Genomic DNA, 25402 nt, shown 5'->3' on the forward strand with positions numbered 1-25402 from the left:
CTGCCCGCGATGGCACCAAACAACGTAACGAAACACAGGAGTCTGCATGTCTTCCGAGCTGCTCAAGTCCCTTGGCCTGGACGCGATCAACGCTGGCACGTACCTGGGCAACGGGGAGTGGTCGAGCGCGACCAGCGGTGAGCTGATCACCCCGGTCAACCCGACCACCGGCGAGCCGATCGCGCAGGTCCGCGCGACCACCGAGGCCGAGTACGAGACCGTCGTCGCCCGCGCCCAGGAAGCCTTCAAGATCTGGCGTACCACGCCGGCCCCGCGCCGCGGTGAAGCCGTGCGCCTGTGCGGTGAAGCGCTGCGCAAGCACAAGGATGCGCTGGGCTCGCTGGTCGCCTTGGAAATGGGCAAGAGCAAGCCGGAAGGCGACGGCGAAGTGCAGGAGATGATCGACATCGCCGATTTCGCCGTGGGCCAGAGCCGCATGCTGTACGGCTACACCATGCATTCCGAGCGCCCCGGCCACCGCATGTACGAGCAGTACCACCCGCTGGGCCTGGTCGGCATCATCTCCGCCTTCAACTTCCCGGTCGCGGTGTGGAGCTGGAACTCGTTCCTGGCCGCCATCTGTGGCGATGTGTGCATCTGGAAGCCGTCCAACAAGACGCCGCTGACCGCCATCGCCTCGCTGAAGATCTGCAACGACGCCCTGCGCGAAGCCGGCTTCCCGGACATCTTCTTCCTGATCAACGATGCCGGCACCGCGCTGTCGGAAAAGATGGTCGATGACCGTCGCGTGCCGCTGATCAGCTTCACCGGCTCGACCCAGGTCGGCCGCACCGTCAACGAGAAGGTCGCGCGTCGCCTCGGCCGCTGCCTGCTGGAACTGGGTGGCAACAACGCCATCATCCTGGACGAAACCGCCGACCTGAAGCTGGCCGTGCCGGGCATCGTGTTCGGCGCCGTCGGCACCGCCGGCCAGCGCTGCACCACCACCCGCCGCCTGATCGTGCACCGCTCGATCTACGCCGACGTGCTGGCCACCCTGGTCAAGGCCTACAAGCAGGTCGAAGGCAAGATCGGCGACCCGACCGATGCGGCCAACCTGATGGGCCCACTGAACAGCGACGGCGCCGTGCAGCAGTTCCTCGATGCCATCGCCCAGGCCAAGGCTGCCGGCGGCACCATCGAAACCGGCGGCACCCGCATCGACCGCGCCGGCAACTTCGTGCTGCCGGCGATTGTCTCCGGCCTGAAGAACAGCGATGCCGTGGTCCAGCACGAGACCTTCGCGCCGATCCTGTACGTGATGCCGTACGACACCCTCGATGAAGCCATCGACATGCAGAATGGCGTGCCGCAGGGCCTGTCGTCCTCGATCTTCACCCAGAACCTGAAGACTGCCGAGAAGTTCCTGTCGGCCGCTGGCAGCGACTGCGGCATTGCCAACATCAACATCGGCACGTCCGGTGCGGAGATCGGTGGCGCCTTCGGTGGCGAGAAGGACACCGGCGGTGGCCGCGAGTCCGGTTCGGATGCGTGGAAGGTCTACATGCGCCGCCAGACCAACACCATCAACTATTCGGACTCGCTGCCGCTGGCCCAGGGCATCAAGTTCGATCTGTGATGGCAGACGTTTCTGCCATGGCTGCGGGTCAGAGCCCCTCCGGGGATCTGACCCCTGCCCGGGGCCGGATCCCCAATGGGGCTCCGACCCTCGACTTCACCGGTCGCCGCGTGCTGATCGCCGGCGGCAGCAAGGGCATCGGTCGTGAAATGGCGTTGGCATTTGCCGGCGCCGGTGCGCAGGTCTCGGTCTGCGCACGTGGCCAGGCCGGCCTGGATGCCCTGCGTGCCGATGCGCAGGCACAGGGCACCCCACTGCATACCGTCTCCGCCGATCTGGCCGACGCCGGCCAGATCCAGGCCTGGCTGCAGGCCGCTGCCGATGCACTCGGCGGCATCGATGTACTGATCAACAACGCTACCGGCTACGGCATGGCCGACGACGAGGATGGCTGGGCCGCCAGCCTGCAGATCGACCTGATGGCGGCGGTACGGGCCTCGCGCCTGGCACTGCCATGGCTGCGCGCATCCAGCGATGCCTGCATCCTCAACCTGTCCTCGATCGCCGCACAGCAGCCACGCCCCGGTGGCGCGCCCTACGCCGCCGCCAAGGCCGCGCTGTCGCACTACACCACGTCGCAGGCATTGGCGCTGGCCAGGGACCGGATCCGGGTCAATGCGATCGCGCCGGGCTCGATCGAGTTCGATGACGGCCTGTGGGATCGCCGTCGCACCGAAGATCCAGCGCTGTACCACGGCACCCTGGCGAAGATCCCGTTCGGCCGCTTCGGCCATCCGCGCGAGATTGCCGACGCCGCCCTGTTCCTGTGCTCGCCGCTGGCGCGCTGGGTCACCGGCAGCGTGCTCAACGTGGATGGCGGCCAGGTGTTGATGGGCTGATACCGGCACTCCGGTAGCTGCCAACCTTGGTTGGCATGCCTTTCGTCGACCGAGGTCGACGCCTACCAGGGCTTGCACCTCGTTCGCCCACCAGGGTCCACGCCTGCCATCGCATCCGCCGGGCATGGGATTGCCTGGGCAGAGGCACTATCATGTGCACACTGCCAAGGAGGACCCCGATGAGCGTGGCACCCCGACAGACAAGCGCCCTGGCCGTGGTCAGCCTGGTCATGGGCATCGCCAGCTGGACCGTCCTGCCCTTCGTGGCCAGCATCGTGGCCATCATCACCGGCCACATGGCCCGCGCCGAGATCCGCCGCCGCCCGCATGAACTGGAAGGCGATGGCCTGGCCGTCACCGGCCTTGTGCTGGGCTGGGTGATGGTCGGCGCCGTGCTTGCCGCCATCCTGGTCTTCATCCTGTTCTTCGGTGGCCTGGCGTGGCTGGCCGCGGTGTCGAACTGACGCCATGACCACTTCCGACAGCACTGAACGCTTCAGCAGCCGCGTCGCCGACTACGTCCGCTACCGGCCCGATTACCCGCCCGCGCTGCTGGAATGGCTGCATGGCCCGATGGATGTCAGTCACCAGGCCCGTGTCGCCGACATCGGTGCTGGCACCGGCATTTCCAGCCGTCAGTTTCTGGCCAGCGGTCATCCGCTGGTGGCGGTCGAGCCGAACGCCGCCATGCGCGCCGCCGCCGAAGAGTGGCTGGCGCCGCAGTATCCGGGCTTTTCCGCCGTCGATGGCCGCGCCGAGGCCACCGGCCTGGACGATGCCAGCATTGATCTGGTCAGCGTCGCGCAGGCGTTCCACTGGTTCGACACCGTGGCGGTGCGCGCCGAGTGGCAGCGCATCCTCTGCCCCGGTGGCCTGGCACTGATCTACTGGAATTCGCGCCTGCTCGATGCCAGTCCATTCCTGGTCGGCTACGAACAGCTGCTGCTGGACTACGGCACCGACTACACCGCGGTGGCCGAGCGCTACCAGGACGATGCCACCATGCAGGCCTGGTTCGGCCGCGGCCTGCGCGGCATGGTGGAGTTGCCGAACGTACAGCATCTGGACTTCGACGCCCTGCGCGGGCGCCTGCTGTCCTCCTCCTATGCACCCCAATCCGGTCATCCTCGCCACGCGCCGATGATCGACGCTCTGCAGGACCTGTTCGCCGCCCACGCGGTCGACGGCCAGGTCGCTTTTGAATATCGAACCCGAGCCTTCCTCGGCACGCTGGACTGAACCGACGCATGTATTCGCTTGCCCGCCCCTTCCTGTTCTCGCTCGACGCCGAGCGCGCCCACGGCCTCGGCCTGTCCGCACTGGACCTGGCCTACCGCACCGGCACCACGCCGCTGCTGGCCGCACGCATCGCGCCGATGCCCAGCACGGTGTTCGGGCTGACCTTCCCCAATCCGGTCGGCCTGGCCGCCGGCCTGGACAAGAATGGCGAGCACATCGATGCGCTGTTCGCGCTCGGCTTCGGCTTCGTCGAGATCGGCACCATCACACCGCGCCCGCAGGACGGCAACCCGCAGCCACGCCTGTTCCGCCTGCCGGAACACAACGCGATCATCAACCGCATGGGCTTCAACAATGCGGGCGTGGACGCGCTGGTGCGCAATGTCGAGCGCGCGCGCAACCGCCGCGGGCTGCTCGGCATCAACATCGGCAAGAACAAGGACACCCCCAACGAACAGGCGGTGGACGATTACATCGCCTGCCTGGACAAGGTGTATCCGCTGGCGGACTACATCACCGTCAACATCTCCTCGCCCAACACCGCCGGCCTGCGTGAATTGCAGGAAGAGACCGCGCTGCGCCAGCTGGTCAGCCAGTTGCGCGACCGCCAGGAAGATCTCGCAGCGCGCCACGGTCGCCGCGTGCCGATGCTGGTCAAGGTTGCACCGGACCTGAGTGACCGCGACATCGATGCCGCCGCGCGCGTGCTGGGCGAACTGCAGGTGGACGGCGTGATCGCCACCAACACCACCATCGACCACAGCAAGGTGGCCGGCGACCCGCTGGCCAACGAGGCCGGCGGCCTGTCCGGTGCGCCGGTGCTGGAGCAGTCCACCCTGGTGCTGCGCCGCCTGCGCTCGCGCCTGCCCGAATCGGTACCACTGGTGGGTGTCGGAGGCATCCTGTCCGGTGCCGATGCGGTGGCCAAGATGGCCGCAGGCGCGGCGCTGGTGCAGTGCTACAGCGGCTTGATCTTCCGTGGCCCGGCGTTGGTCTCTGAATGCGTGGAGGCGATCCGTCGACGCCGCGAAGCGCCGAGCCGCGGCGCGGTGGCCCCACTGTGAGCGCGCCCATGGATACCGTCGACGGCAACGCCCCGCTGCGCTGGACGCTCACCCGCAATGCGCCACTGCAGGCGCTGAACACCTTCCACGTGCAGGCCAGCGCCGCGCAGCTGCTGGAACTGCACGATGCCGCACTGCTGCCGGAAGTGCTGGCATTGCCCGAAGTGGCCAGCGGTCCCCTGTTGGTACTGGGTGCCGGCAGCAACGTACTGATCGCCGAAGACCTGCCGGGCACCGTGCTGGTGTTCGGCAACCGTGACATCAGTTTCCTGGAACACCGCGCTGACCACGCAGTGATCCGCGCCGGGGCCGGCGTGCCCTGGCATGGCCTGGTGATGTGGTCGCTGCAGGAAGGCTTGTCCGGGCTGGAGAACCTGGCCCTGATTCCCGGCACCGCCGGTGCCGCGCCGATCCAGAACATCGGCGCCTACGGTGCGCAGGTCGGCGAGTTCATCCAGGCGGTCGAGGCCTGGGACTGCCAGGAACAAACCTGGGTACGGCTGGACAACGAGCAGTGTCGCTTCACCTACCGCGACAGCGTGTTCAAGCAGCAGATGGACCGCTACCTGATCACCGCCATCGAACTGAAGTTGCCGCTGCTGCATGACCTGCGCATGGACTATGCCGGCATCCGCGAGGAACTGCAGGCACAGGGCGTGGAGCTGCCGAGCGCAGTGGACGTGGCCAACGCGGTGATCGCGATCCGCCGCCGCAAGCTGCCCGACCCGGATGTGCTGGGCAACGCCGGCAGTTTCTTCAAGAACCCGGTGCTGCCGCTGGAACAGGTCGACGTGCTGCTGCAGCACTTCCCCGACCTGCCCGTGTTCCCGGCCGAGCAGGACGACAAGCGCAAGGTCTCGGCGGCATGGATGATCGAGTCCTGCGGCTGGAAGGGCTTCCGCGAAGGCGATGCCGGCGTGGCCCCCAGCCACGCGCTGGTACTGGTCAACCATGGCAATGCCAGCGGTGCTGAACTGCTGGCGCTGGCGCGACGCATCTCCGCTTCAGTGCTGGAGAAGTTCGGCGTGCCGATCGAACCGGAGCCCCGCCTGCTCGGCGCACAGTGGTGAACACTCCCGCCCTCTCCCCCAGCGCCACCCCGATGCGGGCGGCGCTGCTGATGCTCGGCAGCACGATGGCATTCGGCCTGATGGCCGTCGCCATCCGCTACGCCACCCGGTACGTACCAACCCAGGAAGTGGCGTTCTTTCGCAATGCCTTTGGCCTGCTCGCGTTGCTGCCGATGCTGCTGCGCCCCGGCCATGCACCACTGAAAACGCAGCAGCTGCCGCGTTATTTCGTGCGCAGTGCGATTGGCTTGGGTTCGATGCTGTGCGCGTTCTGGGCACTGGGCCATCTGCCACTGGCGCAGGCGGTTTCCCTCTCGTACTCCACGCCGTTGTTCGTCACCATCGCCGCCGTGCTGTGGCTGGGCGAGACCGTGCGTATACGCCGCTGGGCTGCGGTGGTGGTTGGATTCATCGGTGTGCTGGTGATCGTGCGCCCCGGTACCGCCGGCTTCACCGCCGGCAGCCTGGTAGCGGTGGCAGCCGCCGTGCTCAGCTCATTGGTGGCGATCCAGATCAAGCAGCTGACCCGTGTCGACAGCGCTGACACCGTGGTGCTCTACACCTACGTGTTCTGGGTGCCGCTGTCGCTGGTCCCGGCACTGTTCGTCTGGGTCTGGCCCTCCGGCATGGCGTGGCTGTGGCTGCTGGCCACCGGCGTGCTGGGCACCGTCGGCCAGCTGCTGTGGACGCGGGCGTTGCGCCTCGGTGAAGTCTCGGCGCTGACCCCGATCAGCTTCCTGCAGCTACCGCTGGTAACGCTGCTCGGCTGGCTGCTGTTCAACGAAAGCGTGGATCGCTGGACGCTCATCGGTGCCGGCATCATCCTCGCCGCCAACGCCTACATCGCCCACCGCGAAGCCGTGTTGTCGCGCCGCGCCGCAAGCGCGGCGGCCTCGGCAGCAGCCAAGCCCGCCGAATGAAAACCATCTGCATGGACAAGCCATGGGGCCTGCACGGGCAAGCCACGGGTCGTGCATGGACAGGCCATGGGTAGAGTCGACTGTTAGTCGACTGCTTTTCGTTCGGAGCGGGCAGAAACCGCGCTGCGCGCGATAGTCGACTCTATCTGGGGAGATCCTGGCAACGGCCTGGAACCTGATCCAGCGCGCGATATACCCGCTCCGCCGCATCGAACACATTGCCCGGTGCGAACTGCTCCCCCAGGTAGTGCAGTGACTGCCGGCGCAACTGCGGCGATCGGTCCTCTCCGTCACTGCCCAGCAGCACCTGCTGGAACTCGATCAGGTCCTGCAGAATGCGCCAGTGCCGGTACCAGGCGATCCAGCGCGGATCACCGCGGTCGCTGCCGTAGCCCTCCTCGAACCCCAGTGGATTCTCGCGACCCCAGCGCCCGCCAACAGCGGCACCGATGAACATCAGGTCACGCTCGCGCGGGGCCAGCGACAGACCATCCCAATCGATCAGGTGCAGGCCCCCGTCATTGCCCATCAGCAGGTTGCCAGCATGCAGATCGGTGTGGCACAGATGCAGGTCTACCGGCGCGTCCTGCAACACCGCGAGCAGCTCCCGTGCCTGCGCATGCAGCGCCGCGATGCGCGCATGCTGCTGGTCCCATACCGAAACGAATGCGCGACCCAGCCCGTCCTTCGCGGCCGCCAGGCCCTCGCCGGCCAACCATTGCCCGACGGTCTCCAGCGCCGCGGTTTCCAGCCGTACGATCGGCAGCGCCTGCTGCAGTTCCGCTGGCAACTGCGCGCCATGCAGGCGCCGCAGCACCTCCCCCAGCCGTTTCCACTGCGTTCGGCTCAACGCCGCCTCGAACCCGGACTGGCCTTCCACATACGGGAACAGGGTGAACTGCAATCCCCAGCGCTGCACAGACGCACCACCGGTCAACGCCGGCCACGGCGCGACGATCTCATCGATACCCAGCGTGCCGCGCATCCAATGCAGGCTGTCCCACACCGCCGGGGCGACCTGGTAGGTACGGCATTTCAACCACCACTGCCCGTGCCGCGCATCGACGCGATACACGCTGGCATTGGCGTCGGCGCCCACCGGGCGTGGCACCACGGCGGTGGGGGTGATGCCATAGGATTGTTGCAGGACTTCGCCGAGATGCTGCGCCGAAGCGAATGACATGGATGCAAGCGGAAAGTGTTACCTGCCACCACTATCGCAGATGCGTTCGCCGCGGCACAGACATGTCCGTCACAACATCGCTTCAGCACGACCAGGGAACTAGCCTGCGATGCGCCGCATCACCGTCTCCAGCGGGCCGCGTGCGAACTGCCACGACCATAGCCAGGCCGCGCCCGTCGCCAGCATCAGGAACAGCAGCGCCCACAGCAGCACCGATGCGAGCGACGCGCTGCCATCGAGCAGGCCCAGGCTTTCCAGCGTGCCCATGCCCAGCAGGATGTGGCCCACATACAGGGTCAGGGTCATGCGTCCGGCCGCGGTGAACGGCTCCAACCAGTCACCCGGTCGCACACGCGCCAGCCACAGGCAGGCGGCGATGACACTGCAGGCCGCACCCGCACCCGTAAGCACATAAGCCGGTCCCGGCGGCATCGGCTGCGTTCCCAGCCACACCTGCCAGGGCGTTCCCTGCGCAAGCTGCTGCACGCCATGTCCAGCCCCGATCAGCAGCAGCCCCAGCACCAGCAATGCATGCTGTACCCGCGGCTGCGACAACTGAAGCCGTGCCAGCAGCATCCCCAGCTGGAAGAAGCACAGCCACGGCATCAACGGGTGGAAGCCATTGAACAGCAGGTTGCGGGCTGCGCCCGGCCATTGCCACAGGCCGGCATATTCCAGCGTCTGCCAGTTCCATCCCTGGCTGTAATCCCAATGCAGCAACGCCCAGAACGAACAGGCCGCCAAGCCCACGATGCTGGCCAGCAGCACGCGCGGCGAGGCACGCAGCCACACCACGGCCAGCGCGAAATACACCGCGTAGTAGTGCAGGATATCGGCCGGGAACAGGGTCAGGTTGAGCAGGCCCAGCACCATCAGAAACAGCGCGCGCCTCCAGGTCTGCACGCTGGCCGGCCACCACCCTTGCCGCTGCGTGGCCAACACCAAGCCCAAGCCAGCCAACGTAACGAACGTCGCCGAAGCCTTGCCCTCCAGAAAGTGGAAGAAGCCTGCCAACCATCCGGCGCCCTCTGCCGGCACGGCCATCGCCAGGCGGAAGTTGACCAGCACCATGCCGGCCAAGGCCAGGTAGCGCGCCAGATCAAGGCCGTGCAATCGCCGGTCAACGGCACTCATGCGCGCGCCCCGAGCAGCAGCGCGAGCAGGCCAGGATCCAGCGATGCCTCATCGCCTTCACCGGCTTCGCCCAGCCCCCGACGCAGTGCATCGCTTTCAATGGCATCCAGCAGCACCTGCGCCTGCAATGCCGGGGCCAACACGGGACGCCGACGTTCGCGCTGTGCCACCTGCTGCAGGGCTTCGGCCAGGGCCGCCTGCAACTGCCTGCGATTGGCCGCAAATGCCTCGGCTACGGCCGGATTGCGTGCGCTCTCGGCCAGCACTTCGACGGCGAGCGTCGCCCATTCCGGCTGCCGGCACAGTGCGTGGAAGTCCCGAAGGAAAGCCAGCACCTGTGCGCGCTGACCTTCGGACGCGGCCAGTCGCTGCAGCAACGGTGCCAGCTCTTCGCTCTCAGCCACCGCCACGGCAAGGATGATCGCCTCCTTGCCCGGGAAGTGGTTGTAGAGATTGCCCAGGCTGACACCGGCCGCCTGTGCGATGTCACGCATGCTGGTCTGGTGGAAACCCTTCGCGAGGAAGCACTGCAGGGCGGCCTGCAGGATCTGCGCGATGCGTAGCTCGTTGCGGTCGGCTCGGCTCATGGCGCGAATAGTGAACGAACGTTCGTCCAATTAAAAGGCGACGACCCGAACCACCATCGGGCTTCGTTCAGCCAGCCTTGACCTCAACCGCTGTTGAGGCCCGATGCTGCCTGGCCCGCCCCAACGCCCAACCCGGAGTTCCTGCATGCCACGGATGATCGCCACCCTGCTCGACAGCCGCGTGCTGTGGTTCCTCGCCCGGCTGCTGCTGGCCGTGGTGTTCCTGTCCTCGGGCCTGGCCAAGCTGCTGGCGTGGGACAACAGCGTGGCCGAAATGCAGGCCGCCGGGCTGCAACCGCCTGTGCTGTTCAACCTCGCCAGCGCGGTGGTGCTGCTGGGTGGCTCACTGTGCCTGCTGCTTGATCGCCTGCTCTGGCTGGGCAGCGGCGCGCTGGCAGTGTTCATGCTGCTGACCATCGTCGTCGTGCATACCTTCTGGACCAAGCACGGCGCGGAACAGCAGCTGGCCCTGTTCTTCGCGCTGGAACATCTGAGCGTGGTGGGTGGCTTGATCTGCGCGGCCATCGCCAGCCACGCGCGGGCTCAGAAGAACTCGTCGAGCAAGCGGTAGAACGCAAGCCGGCGCTCGTCGGCCACCGCGCCGTAGCGCTGGAACAACGGCGCCACCCAACGCGTGTCGCCGAAGTTGTGGACCACGCTGCGCGCGGCCAGCGCCAGGTCCTGGTAGCGGTCGGCAACACCCAGTCGCCCACAGTCGATGAAACCGCTGAAACGCCCCTCGACCACCATAAGGTTCGGCAGGCAGGCATCGCCATGGCTGACCACCAGGTCTTCATGATCGGGCCGGGTGCTGCACAGTTCAGCGAAGACCTGCTGCGGACTCTGGCCCAGGCGCTCATCATCGAAATCATCGGCATCCACCAGGCCCGCTTCGACGCGGGCCTGCGCGGCCTGCAGGCGCGAGGCCAGTCGCTGGTCAAACGGACAGGCTGCCAGCGGCAACGCATGCAGCCCGCGCAGCGCGTCGGCCAGCAGTTCCACCAGCTGCTGCGGCGCGAGTTCCGGCGACGAAGCCAGGTCGCGGCCGGGCAGCGCGCTCATCAGCAACCAGCGCCGGCCCGCTTCTTCGGCGGTGGCAATTACCGTTGGCGCCGGTTGTCCCTGTTCCTGCAGCCAGCGCAGGCGCGCGATCTCATCACCGAGCTCACTGAAGGCGTCGACCACTTCCGACTTCACGAAGGCATCGGGCTGGCCTGGTCGCTGCACACGGGCTACATCCGCGCGCGACACGCCGATCGACTGCCGCTCGACGCGCGCATCGGCCAACGCTTCCTGCCATGCCCACGGTAGCGGCAGCGGCAGGCCATCAGTGAAGGGATCGGGTGCTTCCATGCCGGGGTGTTCCTGTTGCCGGTGACCCCGCCGATTCTCGCTCATCCTGCACGAACTGCGGCCAACAGCAGCGCGGAAAGGTACATGCCCACGCCGAACACGCTGTGCGCCACCAGGCTGCGCAGGCGTGCCTTGCCCGGCGCCGGGGCCTTCGAAGCTGCAATGCCTGCACCCATGCCCGGCTGCAGGATGAAGAACGGCGCGGCAACGCTGAGGATGCCGAAGGCCAGTGCCGGCCACAGGGTGGGTGCCTGCACCCAATCGCTCCCTGCCACGGCCAGCAACAACGCGGCGAAGACCACCCCGATCACGTAATGCGCGGTCCAGCCCAGCGCGCGCTCGCCACCGACCGCTGCCGAGCGGCCGATGCCATCGTGGCGGAAGCGCCCGCGTGGCAGGTGCCCCAGCCAACGCCCGACCATCGCAAAATCCAACGAGGGAATGCCGAACAGCTGCCGCTGCACCACCGCCCACAGGTCCATTACTGCGGTCGCTCCCACGCCGACTACCACCGCATCCATCACGAATGTCGCCTGGCCAGACATATCGCACACCTTCAATTATTTGCTTTAATGATAGAGCGATGCTAGCGTGCCCCGCATGAACGCTGCAACAGAGCCACCACCCTCACCGCTTGAGGCCTTGGCCGAGATCGCCCGCACGCTCGGCCATGCCCATCGCCTGGCCCTGCTGGAGCACATCGCCCAGGGCGAGCGCGCCGTGGAACGCCTGGCTGAACTGACCGGGCTTTCGGTGGCCAATACGTCCCAGCACCTGCAGCAGCTGCGCCGTGCCGGCCTGGTACAGACCCGCCGCGACGGCAAGCGCATCCTCTATCGCAGCGGTGATGGCCCGCTGGGCAATCTGCTGGCCGCACTGCGCGACTATGCCGACCACCAGCGCAGCGAAATGCACGGCGTGATCCACGACAGCCTGCAGCGCCGCGATGCGCTGGAAGGACTGACCGTGGAGCAGCTGCTGGAACAACGCAGCAGCGTGGTGCTGCTGGATGTGCGGCCGCGCGAGGAATTCGATCTGGGCCACCTGCCCGGCGCACTGAACATTCCCGTTACAGAACTGCGTGCACGGATGGAGGAACTGCCGCGTGCCGTCCACATTGTCGCGTACTGCCGCGGTCCCTACTGCGTGCTGTCCAACGATGCGGTGGCGATGCTGCGCGAGGCCGGACTGACCGCGCAGCGGCTCGCCGCCGGTTACCCCGAATGGAAGGCCGCCGGCCTGCAGGTGGACCTGCCCCGGCACTGAGCGAGACACCGGTCATGGATGATGTGTTTGCCCCGTTGATCGATGCGACCTGGCGCGGCGTGTTCTCCGGGCAGCGCACGCTGCGGGATGATCCACAGCTGCAGTTGGCGTGCAGCGATGATTTCGATGAGGGCGAGGACGGCATGCTGCTGCAGCCGGTCGTGGGCCCCGCTCGCGCACTGTCGCGCCCTGTCCTGGCGGCTCGCCTGCACCTGCATGCGCAACCGCACTGGACGCTGGCACAGCTGCAACAGCGCCTGCAGCAGCTCGGCCAGCGCACGCATGGTGCGGATCGTGTCTTCTACTTCCCTGCCGCAGAACTTGCGGCCCTGGCCGCGCGCCCTGCACCACCACATATCCGCCGTCTCGACCCGGCCGACGCAGCCGCGTTCGAGGTGTTCCAGGCCAACGCCAGCGAAGAGGATCTCGGTGCCGCCTGGGTCGAGCTGGACCACTGGCAGGTGTTCGGCGCCTTCGATGGCGAGCGGCTGGTTGCCGCGGGAAGCATGTACCCGTGGAGCCTGGATCCAGCCCTGGCCGACATGGGCGTGCTGACCCTGCCCGAGGCCCGCGGTCGCGGGCACGCGCGCCAGCTGGTACACGCCATGGCCGTGTCCGCGCAGGCGGCCGGGCTGCAGCCTCAGTACCGTTGCCAGCTCGACAACACCGCCTCGATCATTACCGCCGAGCGCAGCGGCCTGCGCGCGTTCGCCGACTGGGACACCATTCTGGCTGCCGACTGAGGCCGCCGCAGTACAACAAGGAAGCAACATGAAATTGATGGTCATCGGCGCCAGCAGGGGCCTGGGTCGGGCGTTCATGGAAGGCCTGTGCAGTGCGGGCGACACCGTCATCGGCGTTTCGCGCAACCGTCCGCGCGACCTTGAATGCCCCGAGGGTGTCACCCTGCAGTGGATCGAGGCCGATCTGTCCCAACCCACCCTGGCTGCCAATCACATCGCAGCGCAGGCACCGGCCGACCTGGATGTGCTGATCCACAACCTGGGCATCTGGGAAGAGACCGCCTTCAGCGACGAGTACGCCTTCCTCGACGAGAGCGATGCCGCGCTCACCCAGCTGGTCGACGTCAACATCACCGCGACCCTGGTGTTGCTGCAGCGCCTGCTGCCGCGGGTGCTGGGCGCGCCACGCCCGCAGCTGGTGCTGACCGGGTCGACCTCGGCACTGCCGCGCAGCGGCCGCCCGGAAGTGGCGTTCGGTGCATCCAAGTTCGCACTCAACGGCATCGCCGATGCACTGCGTGAGGGTTTCCGCGATCGCCGCCTGGCGGTGACCAGCCTGCAGCTGGGCTACCTCAACACCGACGATGCGCTGTCGGTTCCGGTGGCAGAGGCCGCAGCGCGCGGCGACGGCGAGCTGGTGCCGGTGCACGACGTCGTTGCGATGGTGCGCGCGCTGCTGCAGTTGTCACCGTCCGGCTTCGTGCGCGAACTGGTGCTGCCGGCCATCGCCGACCCGCGCCACTGACCGCAGAGACCTTGGTCGGGCCCTTGGTGGCCGCGTAGGCGCCTGTGGTTTACCCTGCTCGTCACTGGCCGTCGGTCACAGGCGGGAACCTGCTATGGATGCGCTTTCACGGGTTTCGGCCCAGGTCCTGGACAGCGCTCTGCCCAGCCTGCCGCTGTACCTGCTGCAGGCCACGGCGGTGATCGGCATGATCGGCGTGCTGCTGATCGCTACCCGTCGCGCCGGGCACGCCATTGAAGGCCGCCGCCTGTATGTGGGCGTGGCGCTGGGCCTGATCTACCTGTTCAACTCCTGGTTCGTGGCCCGCTACAGCCAGGGCGTGGTCAAGCTCCACCTGGGTTTCGACATCCTGCTGGTCAGCGGCCTGCTCGGCGGCTGGCGCGGTGGCCTGGCCTGCCTGGGCGCCAGCCTGCTGGCCCGCTACCAGTTCGCCGGCACCCAGTATTTCCTGCCTGCCGGCCTCGAGGCCACGCTGCAGATGCTGGCCGGCGTCTGGCTGCGCAGGCGCCTGCACCCGCGCATGCTCAATGAACTCTCGCTGTGCCTGATCCTGCAGGCCTGGGGCGTTCGTATCGTCGTCACTGCGTTGGGCCTGGCACTGGGGGTAGCAATCATCGGCGCCCATCAGCTACCCGTGGAGGAGTTGGCAATCCAGCGCCTGCTGGCACTGCCACTCTCACTGCTGATGCTCGGCGCGGTGTTCGCACTGGTCTACAACGATGCGCAGATCGATGCACAACGCCAGCGCGAACAGGCCTGGCTGCGCATCGATCCGATCAGTGGCCTGCCCAACATGCGTGCGCTCGGCGAGCGCCTGCAGCATTACTGGCGCGACAACGACGGCATCGGCAAGGCCTGCCTGATCGTGGCCGAGATGGGCAACCTTCGCGATCTGCGCCTGCGCTATGGTCCGCTGCAGGACAACGGTATCTGGCAGCGCGACAGCACCGAAGAAGTACATCGGCTGCTGCCCTCGCTGCCGGCCACGCAACTGGAGATCTACCAGTTCGGCGATGCCGCGCTGGCGATCCTGGTGCGCGACCTGTCCTTGTCCGAACTGCGCACGCAACCGCGGATCACCGAGCTGGCCAGCAACCTGGCCGAGCAGGTCGGCCGCGATTGGCCCGGTTTCCGGCCGCTGTTCCGCTGTGCAGTAGTCGAATTGAAGCCCCCCGTAGATGCCGACGAAGGACATCTTCCGTTCCGTGCGATCACCGTTACACTGAGTGCGATCGAATCCGGCGTCGTGTTCTTCGACGACCCGATCCAGCGCGACAGCGAGATCGACGCCCTGATCGAAGTCGCTCTCGAACGTTGGCTGCAGCAGGGCGACGCACCGCTGTGCTATCAGCCCAAGCATCGCCTGCAGGATCGCCAACTGGTCGGCGCCGAAGCACTGCTGCGCATGCGCGACGGCGAGGGCCGGCTGATCGCGCCGATGCGGGTGATCTCCCTGCTGCGCCGGCAAGGGCGATTGGCTGAACTGGAATGGGCCACGCTGCAGTCGGCCATCCACTTCCTGCAGCAGTGCCGACGCGATGGCTGGCAGCTGAAGATTGCAGTGAACGTTTCGGCCGAGTCACTGCGCCTGCCCGACTTCGGCCTGCGCCTGCAGGAACTGCTGCAGCTGCACGATGTGCCTGGCGTGATGTTGCGCCTGGAGATCCTCGAATGGACCGAGATCGTCGAGCGCGACGTGGTAGATGCCAACATCGCACAGCTGCTGGCGGCGGAGGTCACCCTGTCGCTGGATGATTTCGGCGCTGGCTATTCAACTCTGATCCTGCTCTCGCAGCTGGCCATCGCCGAGGTCAAGATCGAACAGGCGCTGATCGCCACACTGTCCGACGCCAAGTCGCAGTCGATCGTGCGCTTCATCGTCGAGGTTGCGCACCGCTGCGGCGCGATCGTGGTGGCCGAAGGTACCGAAACCCTGGCGCAGGAGCAGAAGCTGCGGGCCCTGGGCGTGGATGTCGGCCAAGGCTATCTGTACTCGGCGGCGCTGCCGGCCGACGAGTTCCTCCGCTTCGCCGCCAGCTAGACCGCGTAGAAACCCAGGAACATCGCCACCGCCGATTCGGCCACGCGTGCACGCTCCTCTGCGTTCAACGGCGCCTGCCCCATCGTCACTTGGGGCCAGAACGCAAAGCTCTTCACCAGCCCGTGCAGCTGGTGGCCAGCAAATTCCGGATCGACCTCGCGCAAGCGGCCATCGGCGATGGCCGCGCGGATCCACGCACTCTCGCCGCTTTCCTTTTCACCCATGCGGCAGACGATGGCTTGCGCACGCTCCGGTGAATGGATGATCTCGGCCATCGCCACCCGCGCCAGGTCGATGAAGTTGGCATCGCTGAGCAATTCCAGCTTCTGCCCCAGCAACTGCAGCAACTGCGCCTGCAGCGGCTGGTCGGCGCGGTACGGCAATGTGTCGCTGGCCACGCTGCGCTCCCACAGCTCCTCGAGGATCATCGAGAACAGCGCTTCCTTGCTCGGGAAGTGGTTGTAGACGGTGCGCTTGGAGACCCCGGCCGCCTCGGCAATGCGGTCCATGCTGGTCGCCTCGTAGCCCGCGGCACGGAACTCCTCCACCGCCGCGCGCACGATGGCTTCGCGTTTGCGGTCGGTCAGGCGTTGCGGGGCACGGGGCATGGCGGGAACCGGATAACTGAACGGATGCCTCCATTTTACACTCGTCAGTATACTTTTAGAAAATGCAAAACTACACTGTGCAGTGTACTCAGCGGACGTCACCCATGAAGCGCCTGCTCCTTGTCCTCCTGCTTGGAATCCTCGCCGTGACCGCCTACACCTTCTGCAAGTCCTGGTCCCTCCCCGACTTCCCCGAGTCGCCGCAGTACCGTGATGGCAAGTTCCGCAATGCCCTGCCCCGTCCAGCGATGGGCCTGCGCGACGGCCTGGAGATCTGGTGGACGTTCCTCTTCAACAAACCCAAGGGCACCGTGCCCGCGCACCCGATTCCAGTGCAGCCGCTGGACCGCGCCACACTGGATGCTGCACCGGACCGCAGCCTGTTCCGGCTGGGGCACTCCACGATCCTGCTGAAGCTGCGCGGCCAGTACTGGCTGACCGACCCGGTGTTCTCCGAGCGCGCCTCGCCGGTGCAGTGGATGGGCCCGGCCCGCTTCCATGCGCCGCCGATCAGCATCGACGATCTGCCGCCGATCGCCGGCGTGATCCTCTCGCACAACCACTACGACCACCTGGACCATGCCGCGGTAATGCAGCTGGCCGGCAAGACCGCGCGCTTCATTGCACCGCTCGGCGTCGGCGACCAGCTGATCGCCTGGGGCGTGGACGCCAGCAAGGTCGAACAGCTGGACTGGTGGCAATCGACCGAGGCCAATGGCCTGCGCCTGACCGCCACCCCCGGCCAGCATTTCTCCGGCCGCGGACTGGGCGACAGTGATCGCAGCCTGTGGGCGTCATGGGTGATCCAGGACGATGATTTCCGCATTTTCTTCAGCGGTGACACCGGCTACTTCGATGGCTTCAAGGCCATCGGCGAAAAATACGGTCCGTTCGACCTGACCATGATCGAGACCGGTGCCTACGATCCGCGTTGGGCGTTCGTGCACATGCAGCCGGAACAGACGCTGCAGGCGCACCTGGACCTGCGCGGCAAGTGGCTGCTGCCGATCCACAATGGCACCTTCGATCTGGCCCTGCACGCATGGCAGCAGCCGTTCGAGCGCATCACGGCATTGGCGGCCGCGAAGAATGTGCCGGTGGCCACGCCGATGATGGGCGAAGCACTGGACATGCAGGCGCCGCGGGCGGGTACGCGATGGTGGGAGACGGTGGAGCTGTAACGGCATGACGGGGTGTCATGTGCTCCAAGGCCCGGTAGAGCCGTGCCATGCTCGGCTGCGTCTACAACAGAATCGGCCTGCGGCGCTGCAGTGCGTCATGTAACCGATTACATCCCTTGCTAGCGTAGCGCTCGCCCGATTCCGGTCGAACCTGCGAGGCTGTCCGTAATGACGTTGCGCGCCGAACGCTCCAAGGTCTCCCGCTCAGCTATCCCATGGCGATCTGCCATCGCCCTGCTGTTTGCCGCCCTCGCCTCCAGCGCACAGGCACAGACCCTCCTCCCGCGCAGCCAATGGCAGGCCAGCAGTTCCTCGCAGCAGGTGCCGGCGATGGCAATCGGCCACCTGATCGACGGCGACCCGAAGACCGTGACCGGCGGCGCCTTCAGCCCCGGCCACTGGTTCCAGATCGACCTGGGCGCGCCCACCCTGCTGGCCGGCGCGCGCCTCACCTGGGATGTCTCCAATCCGGAAGGCTATTCGCTGCAGACCTCACTGGATGGCACGCAGTGGCAGACCGCGTACACGATGGCCGATTCACTGGGCGATGTGGAAACGCTCTACTTCGCGCCGCGGCAGGCGCGCTACCTGCGGCTGGCCAGTCCGCAGCGCACTTCCGACTGGGGCGTGTCGATCTTCGAGATGGAGCCGCTGGACAGCACGCTCAGCGCACGCATCAGCGGTATCGATGCAACGCAGGCAGCAGCGCTCTGGCACGGCGGCGGCACCGTCCCGATTCCGGCCGGGACAAATGGATCCCATGCGTTAGAGATCACGCTGCCGCAGGCTCAATCGACGGCTGGTCTGGTGGTCGACTGGGCTGATGGCAGCCGCGGCCCTGCCCGATTGCAGGTTCAGGATGCACAGGGCCGGTGGCAGGACCTCGCGCACGATGCGCAGGCGGCCAGCCACCGCCAGAGCTGGCTGGCCGCCAATGCCGCACAGGCCGTGCGTGCATTCCGCCTGAGCGTGGATGGATCTGCACCAAAGGTGGCGCGCCTGCGCCTGCTCGGCCCGAAAGCCGTGATGACGCCAATGAAGCAGTACCAGATTGCCGCCAGTGGTGCGCAGCGCGCGTTGTTCCCGGCCTCGCTGCAGATGCAGCAGACTTACTGGACCGCCGTCGGCGTGCATGCCGGGCGACAGAAATCGATCTTCGACGAGTACGGCAACCTGGAAGCATTCAAGGGGGCGCCGCTGGTGCAGCCGATCTGGCGCAGCGCCGATGGGAACACTGCGGGTGCGGCCGGGCAGAAAGTGCAGCATGCATTACTGGACGGCTGGAAGCCGATGCCCTCCGCTACCTGGTCACCGCAACCCGGCCTGGAGCTGCGCAGTGAAGTGTTCGCCATCGAGCGCAACGGCCAGCCGGTGACCTTCCTGCGTCATCGCCTGTACAACACCGGCGGCACCAGGATCGACGGCACGCTCAGCCTGGTCGTGCGCCCGATGCAGATGAATCCACCGTGGCAGAACGGCGGGCTGTCACCCATCCGCGATGTGGCGATCGATGGACAGGCCGTGCGCATCAATGGACGCACGCTGCTGCAGTCGCTCACGCCGGTGACTGCATCCGGCGCAGCGCCATTTGGCAGGGATGGCGCAACGGAAATCACCGCGACCCTGGCTGCCGGCCAGCTGCCCTCCACGCAACAGGCGCGCGACGACGAGGGTCTTGCCTCGGCTGCGTTGAACTACCGTGTATCACTGGCACCGGGCGCCAGCGATGCCATCGTGGTCGCGTTCCCGCTGGGTACTGCCGCCGCCGATAGCAAGGGCGCACTGCCCGAGGCGCCTGCGCTTGATCTGGCCACGCTGCCGCGCGATGCCAATACGGCGTTCGATTCCCTGGCCACGCAGGCCTCCGCGGACTGGCAGGCACGGCTGGGCCAGGTTGGCCTGCGCCTGCCCGATCCTTCGCTGGTCGACATGCTGCGCGCGCAGGCCGCCTACATGCTGATCAACCAGACCGGTCCTGCCATGCAGCCCGGGCCCCGCAACTACAACCGCTCTTTCATCCGCGACGGCATGGCCACCTCGGCGGTGCTGCTGCGCATGGGTGAAGCCCGCGTCGCGCGCGACTACCTGGCCTGGTACAGCGAACACGGCGTGCATGCCAACGGCCTGGTCTCGCCGATCCTCAACGACGATGGCAGTGTCAACACCGGCTTTGGATCGGACATCGAGTACGACAGCCAGGGCCAGTACGTCACGCTGGTGGCCGATGTCGCGCGCCTCGATGGCGGGCCCGAGTCGGTACGTGCCTATCTGCCGAGAGTGAAAGCGGCGCTGCGCTTCCTGCAGGAACTGCGCGAGCGCACGCTGGTACCCGGCTACAAGGCCGACCAACCGGCGCCGGAGCGATTCGCGGGCATCCTTGCGCCGTCGATCAGCCATGAGGGCTATCCGTCGCCCACCCACAGCTACTGGGATGACTACTGGGGACTGAAGGGCTGGCACGACGGCGCGTGGCTGGCCGAGGCACTGGGCGACCACGAGACTGCTGCCTGGGCGCGCGAGCAATACAAGCTGCTCTACGACGCGCTGCACGCCTCGATCCGGGCGACGATGGCGTGGAAGGGCATCGACTTCATCCCCTCCTCGGCCGACCTGGGCGATGGCGATCCAACCGGCGTATCGATCGCACTGGACCCCACCGGTGCGCAGAGCGTGCTGCCCGCCGAGGCACTGCGGACCACCTTCGCGCGTTATCTGGAGGATGTGCGCAAGCGCAGCCAGCCCGATGCGCTGTACGCCTATACGCCGTATGAGATCCGCAACGTGCCGAGCTATGTGCACCTGGGCCAACCGCAGGTTGCCGATGAGCTGCTGCAGGGACTGCTGCATGATCGGCGCCCGCTTGAGTGGCAGGTACTGGCCGAGGTCGTGCACTCGCGGCTGCGTTTCCCCCGCTACCTGGGCGACATGCCGCATACCTGGATTGGTGCCGAGTATGGCCGCACGCTGTTCGGCATGCTGATGCGCGAAGACGATGATTCGCTGTCGCTGCTTCCTGGCACCCCGCCGTCGTGGGTGGCGGGCGATGGGTTGGCGGTGGAGCGGCTGCCGACCGCGTATGGCACGTTGCAGATGCAGGCGCGGCAGCGCGACGGCACGCTGACGGTCACGCTGGGCAAGGGGTTGCGCGGCGGGACGGCAGTGAAAGTCTGGTGGCCGGCGCGCACCATGCCGAAGACGGTGCGTGTGGATGGGCATAGCGTTTCCGACTTCGATGCCGAGGGTGTGCGGCTGGCAAAGCCGTTCAAAACGCTGGAGGCGCGCTGGTAAAGCAGCCGAGCATGGCTTGGCTCTACAAAGCGGGGCCCGCCGGGCCACGCCCGGTGTCATTGCAGCGTCGGCAATCCCGGCGGGTTGGTCTGCGACTGCGGCACAGCTTCCTCGGCCACGTTCCATCGCTTCAGCGCCTGCGCATAGGTACCACTGGCAATCTGCGTGTTCAGCGCCTGCGTCACCGCGTCGGCCAGGCCGCTCCCCTTGCGCGTGGTCACCGAGATCGCCGCGGCGTTCGGCCAGCCGCCAGGGAACAGGCCCACACGCCGCACCTTGCCGTCGCGTGCCGAGTACGCGCCGGTGGCATTGGGCTCGAACGAGACATCGGCGCGGCCAGTGATCACCGCCAACCGGCCGACCACCGCGTCATCGAAGTACTGGTACTCCACCGGCTTCAAGCCGGCAGCAATGTTCTGCTGGTCCCACTGGCGCAGGATCTGGTCCTGGTTGGTGCTGGCACCGACCACCACCTTCAGCCCGGCAACGTCGGCCGGCTTTTCGATCTTCTGGATCGGCCCATCAGTCCGCGTGTAGATGCCCAGCAGGTCGTAACGGTAGCTGGAGAAATCGAACTTCTTCTTGCGCTCCTCGGTGACCGTCACGTTCGACAGCACCGCATCGTACTTGCCCGATTCCAGCCCCAGCGGCCAGTCGGCCCACGCCACCGGCACGATCACCAGCTTCAGGCCCAGCGCATCGGCGATCAGGCGCGCGATGTCCGGCTCGATGCCGACCACGTCCTTGCTGTCGGCGCCGTAGTCGGCCAGCGGCAGCTGCCCCGGATGGGTCGCCACGGTGAACGCCCCCGGCGTGACGAAGCGGTAGCCAGCCGGAATCAAGGCCTGCGCCTTCGGGTCGAGCGTGCCCTTCAGGATGGCGGTGTTCGCGCCGGCCAGGCTGGTCGCGGCCACGGCGCCGGCATCCGGGGCCTGGCGCACGCGCGAATAGACGATGCCGGCGATGCCGATGACCAGCACGCCTGCGATCAACAAGGTGCTGCGTGAGGGGCGACGGGGTGCTGCAGGGCTCATGGCATTCCTTGAGGGTTACAGGGTCTTGGCCAGGAAATCGGCGGTGCGTTGCTGGCGCGGGCGCTCGAACAGGGCCTCGGGCGTGCCCTGCTCGATCACCCGGCCCTGGTCCATCATCACCACGTGGTCGGCCACGCGGCGGGCGAAGCTCAGCTCATGGGTGACGATCACCAGCGTGGTACCCGAACGGGCCAGTTCTTCGATCACGCTCAGCACCTCGGCCACAAGTTCCGGATCCAGCGCCGACGTGGGTTCGTCGAACAGCAGCACCTTCGGCTGCAGCGCCAGCGCGCGGGCAATCGCGATGCGCTGCTGCTGGCCACCGGACAGCTGGCGCGGGAAGGCATCGGCCTTGTCGGCCAGGCCGACCCGCTCCAGCAGCGTGCGCGCCTGCTGCTCGGCCTGCGCGCGCGGCACACCGCGCACCGCGATTGGCGCCTCGATGATGTTCTCCAATGCAGTCAGGTGCGGGAACAGGTTGAAGCCCTGGAACACCATGCCCACTTCGGCACGACGGCGACGGATCTCGCGCTCGGGCAGTTCGTACAGGGTGTCGCCCTCGCGGCGGTAGCCGATCAGCTGGCCGCCGACAGTCACGTAACCGCCGTCGGCGCGTTCCAGGTGGTTGATCAGCCGCAGCAGCGTGGATTTGCCGGCGCCGGACGGGCCGATCAGAACCGTCACGCTTCCAGCGCGCAGCTCCAGGTTCACGTCTTCCAGCACCGGCTGCTCGCCGAACACCTTGCCTACGCCATGCAGCGACACCGATGCGCCCTCGCCCGCTTCAACCTGGGTGGCGATGCGCGGGCGGTTGACTACGCGCGGTGCGGCATCACTGGATGTCCGCACCGGTGACGACACCCGCGACACCGAGCGCTCGCGCTGCAGTTGGCCGCGCGCGAAGCGCTGTTCCACGCGCCGCTGCAGCAGCGACAACACGGTCAGGATCACCAGGTACCAGACCGTGGCCACCATCAGCAGCGGCACCACTTCCAGGTTGCGGCGGTAGATCACCTGCACGGTGTAGAACAGCTCAGGCAGCGCCAGCACGTAGACCACCGAGGTGCTCTTGGCCAGGCCAATCACATCGTTGAACGCGGCCGGCAGGATCGAACGCATCGCCTGCGGCAGGATGATGCGGCGCACCTGGCGACCGCGCGGCAGGCCGAGTGCGGCCGCGGCCTCGTACTGGCCGTGGTCGACCGAGAGGATGCCACCGCGGATCACCTCGGCCGAGAACGCGGCCTGGTTCAGGGTCAGGCCCAGCACCGCGGCGGTGAACACACCGATCAGCTGCGTGGTCGGGTACGAGAACAGGCTGATGCCGGTGAACGGCACGCCCAGCTCGATGGTGCTGTACAGGTAGCCCAGGTTGTTCAGCAGCAGCAACAGCACCAGCAGCGGGATCGAGCGGAACAACCACACGTAGCCCCACGACACCGCCGACAGCAGCGGCGAACCAGAGACGCGGGCCAGCGCAAGCAAGGTGCCCAGTGCGAAACCGAGACCGGTACCGAGCGCGGTCAGCAGCAGCGTGCGGCCCAGGCCCTCGAGCACCGGGCGTGCGAAGAACCACTCAGCGAAGGTGCCCCAGCCCCAGCGCGGATTACCCAGTACGGACTGCAGCCCGATCAGGATCAGCGCCAGTGCCAGTACTGTGCCGAACACCTGCAGCGGATGCCGGGCCGGCACGATCTTCAACGCGGGCGCTGGCGCGGGCCGGGTTGCAATGCCATCCAGCGCGGTCGAAGGCGTGCTCACGCGTGGGCTCCTTGCAGCTGGGTCTGCGCAGGCACGATGACGGGCGTCGCTGCCCGCAGGTGCTTTTCGAACGGCAGGTGCGCAATGGTTTCGGGATCCGCATCCAGATCGAACAGCGCGGTGTAACCATGGCTGAGGTACAGGCCAACCGCTTCAGGCTGGCGGAAGCCGGTCGTCAGGAACACCCGCCGGTACCCTTGCCGCGCCGCCTGGTCTTCCAGCTCCTGCAGCACGCGCCGCGCGATGCCCTGGCGGCGCAGCCCGGGCAGCGTCCAGATCCGCTTGAACTCGGCGGTATCCGGATCGCGGTGCGGCATGAACGCGCCGCCGGAGATCGCCACGCCATCGCGCAGCAGCAGCACGAAGGCACCTACCGGGGCAGCAAAGGCCTGCGCCGGGTAGCGCTGCAGTTCCTCGCGGGCGCTGCCGCCGATGCGTCGGCGCACGTCGGCGTAGCGGCTGTCGTACTCCTGTTCCAGGCCATCGAACAGAGGCCGTGCCAGCGGATCATCCACCGAGGTGTAGAAGAAGCGTTCGTTGCTGCTCATGCCACGTCCTTCACCAGATAGTCTTCGGCCAGCCGTGCCCACAGGCTGGCGGCGGGTGCGATTGCGGCGTCGTTGAACACATAGCGCGGGCTGTGCAGCGGCGCGCTGTCGCCGTTGCCGACGAACACGAAACTGCCCGGCCGCGCCTGCAGCAGGAAGGCGAAATCCTCGCTGGCGGTGCGCGGCGCGAATTCGGGCACTACGTGTTCACTGCCGAAGCCCTGCAGCGCCACCTCGCGGATGTAGGCAGTCTGCTGCGGGTGGTTGATCACGCTGGGGAAACCGCGCGGGAACTCGATCTCGGCGCGCGCACCGAACGCGGCAGCGGTCTGCTCGGCAATCCCGGTGACCCGGCGCCGCAGGGTGTCGCGTACCTCCGGCAGGTAAGCGCGCACGGTCAGTTTCAGCTCGACCACGTCCGGAATCACATTGGCGGCCTGGCCGCCGTGGATCGAGCCGACGGTGACCACGCCCATCTGCCGCGGATCGACATTGCGCGACACCACGCTCTGCAGCGCAGTGATGATGTGCGCGGCGACCAGGATCGGATCCACGCTGCCCTGCGGCTCGGCACCGTGGCCACCCTTCCCGATCACCTTCAGCCGTGCCCAGTCCACCGACGCCATCGCCGGGCCATCGACAAAGCCGAAGTGGCCCACCGGCACGCCCGGCCAGTTGTGCAGGCCATAGATCGCGTCCACCGGGAAGCGCTCGAACAGGCCGTCGGCAATCATCTTCGATGCGCCCGAACCCGTCTCCTCGGCCGGCTGGAACACCAGCTGCAGGGTGCCGTCGATACTGCCGTGATGGGCCAGGTAATGCGCGGCGGACAGCAGGATGGCGGTATGCCCATCGTGGCCACAGGCATGCATCAGCCCTACGTGCTGGCTGGCGTAGGCCAGCCCCGAGTCTTCGTGGATCGGCAGTGCATCGATGTCGGCGCGCAGGCCGAGACGCCGGCCGCCCTGCCCGCGTTGCAGCGTGCCGACAACACCTGTGCCACCGAGCCCGGTGGTGACCTCATAGCCCCACTGTTGCAGCAGCTCGGCCACACGGGCGCTGGTGCGGTGCTCCTCGAAGGCCAGCTCCGGGTGCCGGTGCAGGTCATGGCGGATCGCGATGGCCGCCTCGGCGCGTGCCGCGATTTCGGGCAATATGCCGATGGACGCGGGGTCTCGCCGGGCATGGCCGGGCGCTACCGAATTCTCTCCGCTCATCG

24 protein-coding genes are annotated in these 25402 nt (G+C 67.1%); 14 read left to right on the forward strand and 10 right to left on the reverse strand.

Annotation, left to right across the window (positions count from 1 at the left end):
* Nucleotides 1-46 precede the first annotated feature (46 nt).
* The 7 genes from JLDANKMP_RS15100 (at nt 47) to JLDANKMP_RS15130 (ending at nt 6711) form a co-directional block, all read left to right on the forward strand.
* Entirely contained in the window at nt 47-1579 is a 1533-nt protein-coding gene (locus JLDANKMP_RS15100; RefSeq protein WP_012480007.1) for an aldehyde dehydrogenase family protein, read from the forward strand.
* A complete protein-coding gene (locus JLDANKMP_RS15105; protein WP_212561542.1) occupies nt 1579-2418 on the forward strand; it encodes an SDR family oxidoreductase in 840 nt (279 codons plus the stop codon). Before JLDANKMP_RS15100 ends, JLDANKMP_RS15105 begins: the two co-directional genes overlap by 1 nt.
* Before the next feature lie 179 nt (nt 2419-2597).
* Entirely contained in the window at nt 2598-2882 is a 285-nt protein-coding gene (locus JLDANKMP_RS15110) for a DUF4190 domain-containing protein (RefSeq protein ID WP_005413144.1), read from the forward strand.
* A 4-nt stretch (nt 2883-2886) separates the two neighbouring features.
* Nucleotides 2887-3657 carry a class I SAM-dependent methyltransferase gene (locus JLDANKMP_RS15115; RefSeq protein ID WP_005413143.1) on the forward strand — a complete coding sequence of 257 codons (771 nt, stop codon included), beginning with the start codon at nt 2887-2889 and terminating at the stop codon, nt 3655-3657.
* A gap of 8 nt (nt 3658-3665) precedes the next feature.
* Nucleotides 3666-4721, forward strand: coding sequence for a quinone-dependent dihydroorotate dehydrogenase (locus JLDANKMP_RS15120; RefSeq protein WP_212561543.1), 1056 nt, complete (start codon nt 3666-3668; stop codon nt 4719-4721).
* A gap of 8 nt (nt 4722-4729) precedes the next feature.
* On the forward strand, nt 4730-5791 hold the full coding sequence (gene murB / locus JLDANKMP_RS15125) for a UDP-N-acetylmuramate dehydrogenase (protein WP_005409364.1): 1062 nt from the start codon (nt 4730-4732) through the stop codon (nt 5789-5791).
* 32 nt (nt 5792-5823) lie between these two features.
* Complete coding sequence (locus JLDANKMP_RS15130) at nt 5824-6711, forward strand: DMT family transporter (RefSeq protein WP_032966688.1); 888 nt, start codon at nt 5824-5826, stop codon at nt 6709-6711.
* Between the two features lie 142 nt (nt 6712-6853).
* Here the strand turns inward: JLDANKMP_RS15130 and JLDANKMP_RS15135 are convergent, their stop codons facing one another.
* From JLDANKMP_RS15135 to JLDANKMP_RS15145, 3 genes are all read right to left on the reverse strand, one after another.
* Entirely contained in the window at nt 6854-7894 is a 1041-nt protein-coding gene (locus JLDANKMP_RS15135) for an aminoglycoside phosphotransferase family protein (protein ID WP_212561544.1), read from the reverse strand.
* Between the two features lie 99 nt (nt 7895-7993).
* Nucleotides 7994-9028: a DUF418 domain-containing protein gene (locus tag JLDANKMP_RS15140; RefSeq protein ID WP_212561545.1), complete on the reverse strand. Its 1035-nt coding sequence runs from the start codon at nt 9026-9028 to the stop codon at nt 7994-7996.
* The gene (locus JLDANKMP_RS15145; protein ID WP_212561546.1) at nt 9025-9615 is read right to left on the reverse strand and encodes a TetR/AcrR family transcriptional regulator; all 591 of its coding nucleotides are present in this window, start codon (nt 9613-9615) and stop codon (nt 9025-9027) included. The genes JLDANKMP_RS15140 and JLDANKMP_RS15145 overlap by 4 nt, the downstream gene beginning before the upstream one ends.
* Before the next feature lie 145 nt (nt 9616-9760).
* On the opposite strand from JLDANKMP_RS15145, the gene JLDANKMP_RS15150 reads away from it, so the two are divergent.
* The gene (locus JLDANKMP_RS15150; protein ID WP_099497622.1) at nt 9761-10186 is read left to right on the forward strand and encodes a DoxX family protein; all 426 of its coding nucleotides are present in this window, start codon (nt 9761-9763) and stop codon (nt 10184-10186) included.
* Here JLDANKMP_RS15150 and JLDANKMP_RS15155 read toward each other — a convergent pair.
* Both JLDANKMP_RS15155 and JLDANKMP_RS15160 read right to left on the reverse strand, forming a co-directional pair.
* A complete protein-coding gene (locus JLDANKMP_RS15155; RefSeq protein WP_212561547.1) occupies nt 10159-10968 on the reverse strand; it encodes an APH(3')-II family aminoglycoside O-phosphotransferase in 810 nt (269 codons plus the stop codon). The genes JLDANKMP_RS15150 and JLDANKMP_RS15155 overlap by 28 nt on opposite strands.
* Before the next feature lie 41 nt (nt 10969-11009).
* Nucleotides 11010-11513 carry a DUF2938 domain-containing protein gene (locus tag JLDANKMP_RS15160; protein ID WP_212561548.1) on the reverse strand — a complete coding sequence of 168 codons (504 nt, stop codon included), beginning with the start codon at nt 11511-11513 and terminating at the stop codon, nt 11010-11012.
* Nucleotides 11514-11568: 55 nt separating this feature from the next.
* On the opposite strand from JLDANKMP_RS15160, the gene JLDANKMP_RS15165 reads away from it, so the two are divergent.
* The 4 genes from JLDANKMP_RS15165 to JLDANKMP_RS15180 all read left to right on the forward strand — a co-directional run bounded on the left by JLDANKMP_RS15165 (nt 11569) and on the right by JLDANKMP_RS15180 (nt 15763).
* The gene (locus JLDANKMP_RS15165) at nt 11569-12234 is read left to right on the forward strand and encodes a metalloregulator ArsR/SmtB family transcription factor (protein WP_212561549.1); all 666 of its coding nucleotides are present in this window, start codon (nt 11569-11571) and stop codon (nt 12232-12234) included.
* 14 nt (nt 12235-12248) lie between these two features.
* The gene (locus tag JLDANKMP_RS15170) at nt 12249-12977 is read left to right on the forward strand and encodes a GNAT family N-acetyltransferase (RefSeq protein ID WP_212561550.1); all 729 of its coding nucleotides are present in this window, start codon (nt 12249-12251) and stop codon (nt 12975-12977) included.
* A gap of 28 nt (nt 12978-13005) precedes the next feature.
* On the forward strand, nt 13006-13722 hold the full coding sequence (locus JLDANKMP_RS15175) for an SDR family oxidoreductase (protein WP_212561551.1): 717 nt from the start codon (nt 13006-13008) through the stop codon (nt 13720-13722).
* Between the two features lie 94 nt (nt 13723-13816).
* Complete coding sequence (locus tag JLDANKMP_RS15180) at nt 13817-15763, forward strand: EAL domain-containing protein (protein ID WP_212561552.1); 1947 nt, start codon at nt 13817-13819, stop codon at nt 15761-15763.
* On the opposite strand, the gene JLDANKMP_RS15185 is transcribed toward JLDANKMP_RS15180, so the two are convergent.
* Nucleotides 15760-16371, reverse strand: coding sequence for a TetR/AcrR family transcriptional regulator (locus JLDANKMP_RS15185; protein ID WP_005409350.1), 612 nt, complete (start codon nt 16369-16371; stop codon nt 15760-15762). The genes JLDANKMP_RS15180 and JLDANKMP_RS15185 overlap by 4 nt on opposite strands.
* A gap of 104 nt (nt 16372-16475) precedes the next feature.
* Here JLDANKMP_RS15185 and JLDANKMP_RS15190 point away from each other — a divergent pair, with 104 nt between their 5' ends.
* Together JLDANKMP_RS15190 and JLDANKMP_RS15195 are read left to right on the forward strand one after the other, a co-directional pair.
* Nucleotides 16476-17552 carry an MBL fold metallo-hydrolase gene (locus JLDANKMP_RS15190; protein ID WP_212561553.1) on the forward strand — a complete coding sequence of 359 codons (1077 nt, stop codon included), beginning with the start codon at nt 16476-16478 and terminating at the stop codon, nt 17550-17552.
* Nucleotides 17553-17720: 168 nt separating this feature from the next.
* The gene (locus tag JLDANKMP_RS15195; protein ID WP_212561554.1) at nt 17721-20840 is read left to right on the forward strand and encodes a discoidin domain-containing protein; all 3120 of its coding nucleotides are present in this window, start codon (nt 17721-17723) and stop codon (nt 20838-20840) included.
* Nucleotides 20841-20896: 56 nt separating this feature from the next.
* Here JLDANKMP_RS15195 and JLDANKMP_RS15200 read toward each other — a convergent pair whose 3' ends face one another.
* The 4 genes from JLDANKMP_RS15200 to JLDANKMP_RS15215 are packed head-to-tail and all read right to left on the reverse strand — an operon-like array spanning nt 20897 to nt 25400.
* Nucleotides 20897-21874 carry an ABC transporter substrate-binding protein gene (locus JLDANKMP_RS15200; RefSeq protein ID WP_024956912.1) on the reverse strand — a complete coding sequence of 326 codons (978 nt, stop codon included), beginning with the start codon at nt 21872-21874 and terminating at the stop codon, nt 20897-20899.
* A gap of 15 nt (nt 21875-21889) precedes the next feature.
* Nucleotides 21890-23635: an amino acid ABC transporter permease/ATP-binding protein gene (locus JLDANKMP_RS22415; protein WP_212561555.1), complete on the reverse strand. Its 1746-nt coding sequence runs from the start codon at nt 23633-23635 to the stop codon at nt 21890-21892.
* Complete coding sequence (locus JLDANKMP_RS15210; protein ID WP_043035039.1) at nt 23632-24183, reverse strand: GNAT family N-acetyltransferase; 552 nt, start codon at nt 24181-24183, stop codon at nt 23632-23634. Before JLDANKMP_RS15210 ends, JLDANKMP_RS22415 begins: the two co-directional genes overlap by 4 nt.
* Nucleotides 24180-25400, reverse strand: a complete 1221-nt coding sequence (locus JLDANKMP_RS15215) for a M20 aminoacylase family protein (protein ID WP_212561556.1) — start codon at nt 25398-25400, stop codon at nt 24180-24182. The genes JLDANKMP_RS15210 and JLDANKMP_RS15215 overlap by 4 nt, the downstream gene beginning before the upstream one ends.
* Between the last annotated feature and the right edge of the window lie 2 nt (nt 25401-25402).

Source organism: Stenotrophomonas sp. PE591 (assembly GCF_018320795.1).
GTDB lineage: Bacteria > Pseudomonadota > Gammaproteobacteria > Xanthomonadales > Xanthomonadaceae > Stenotrophomonas > Stenotrophomonas maltophilia.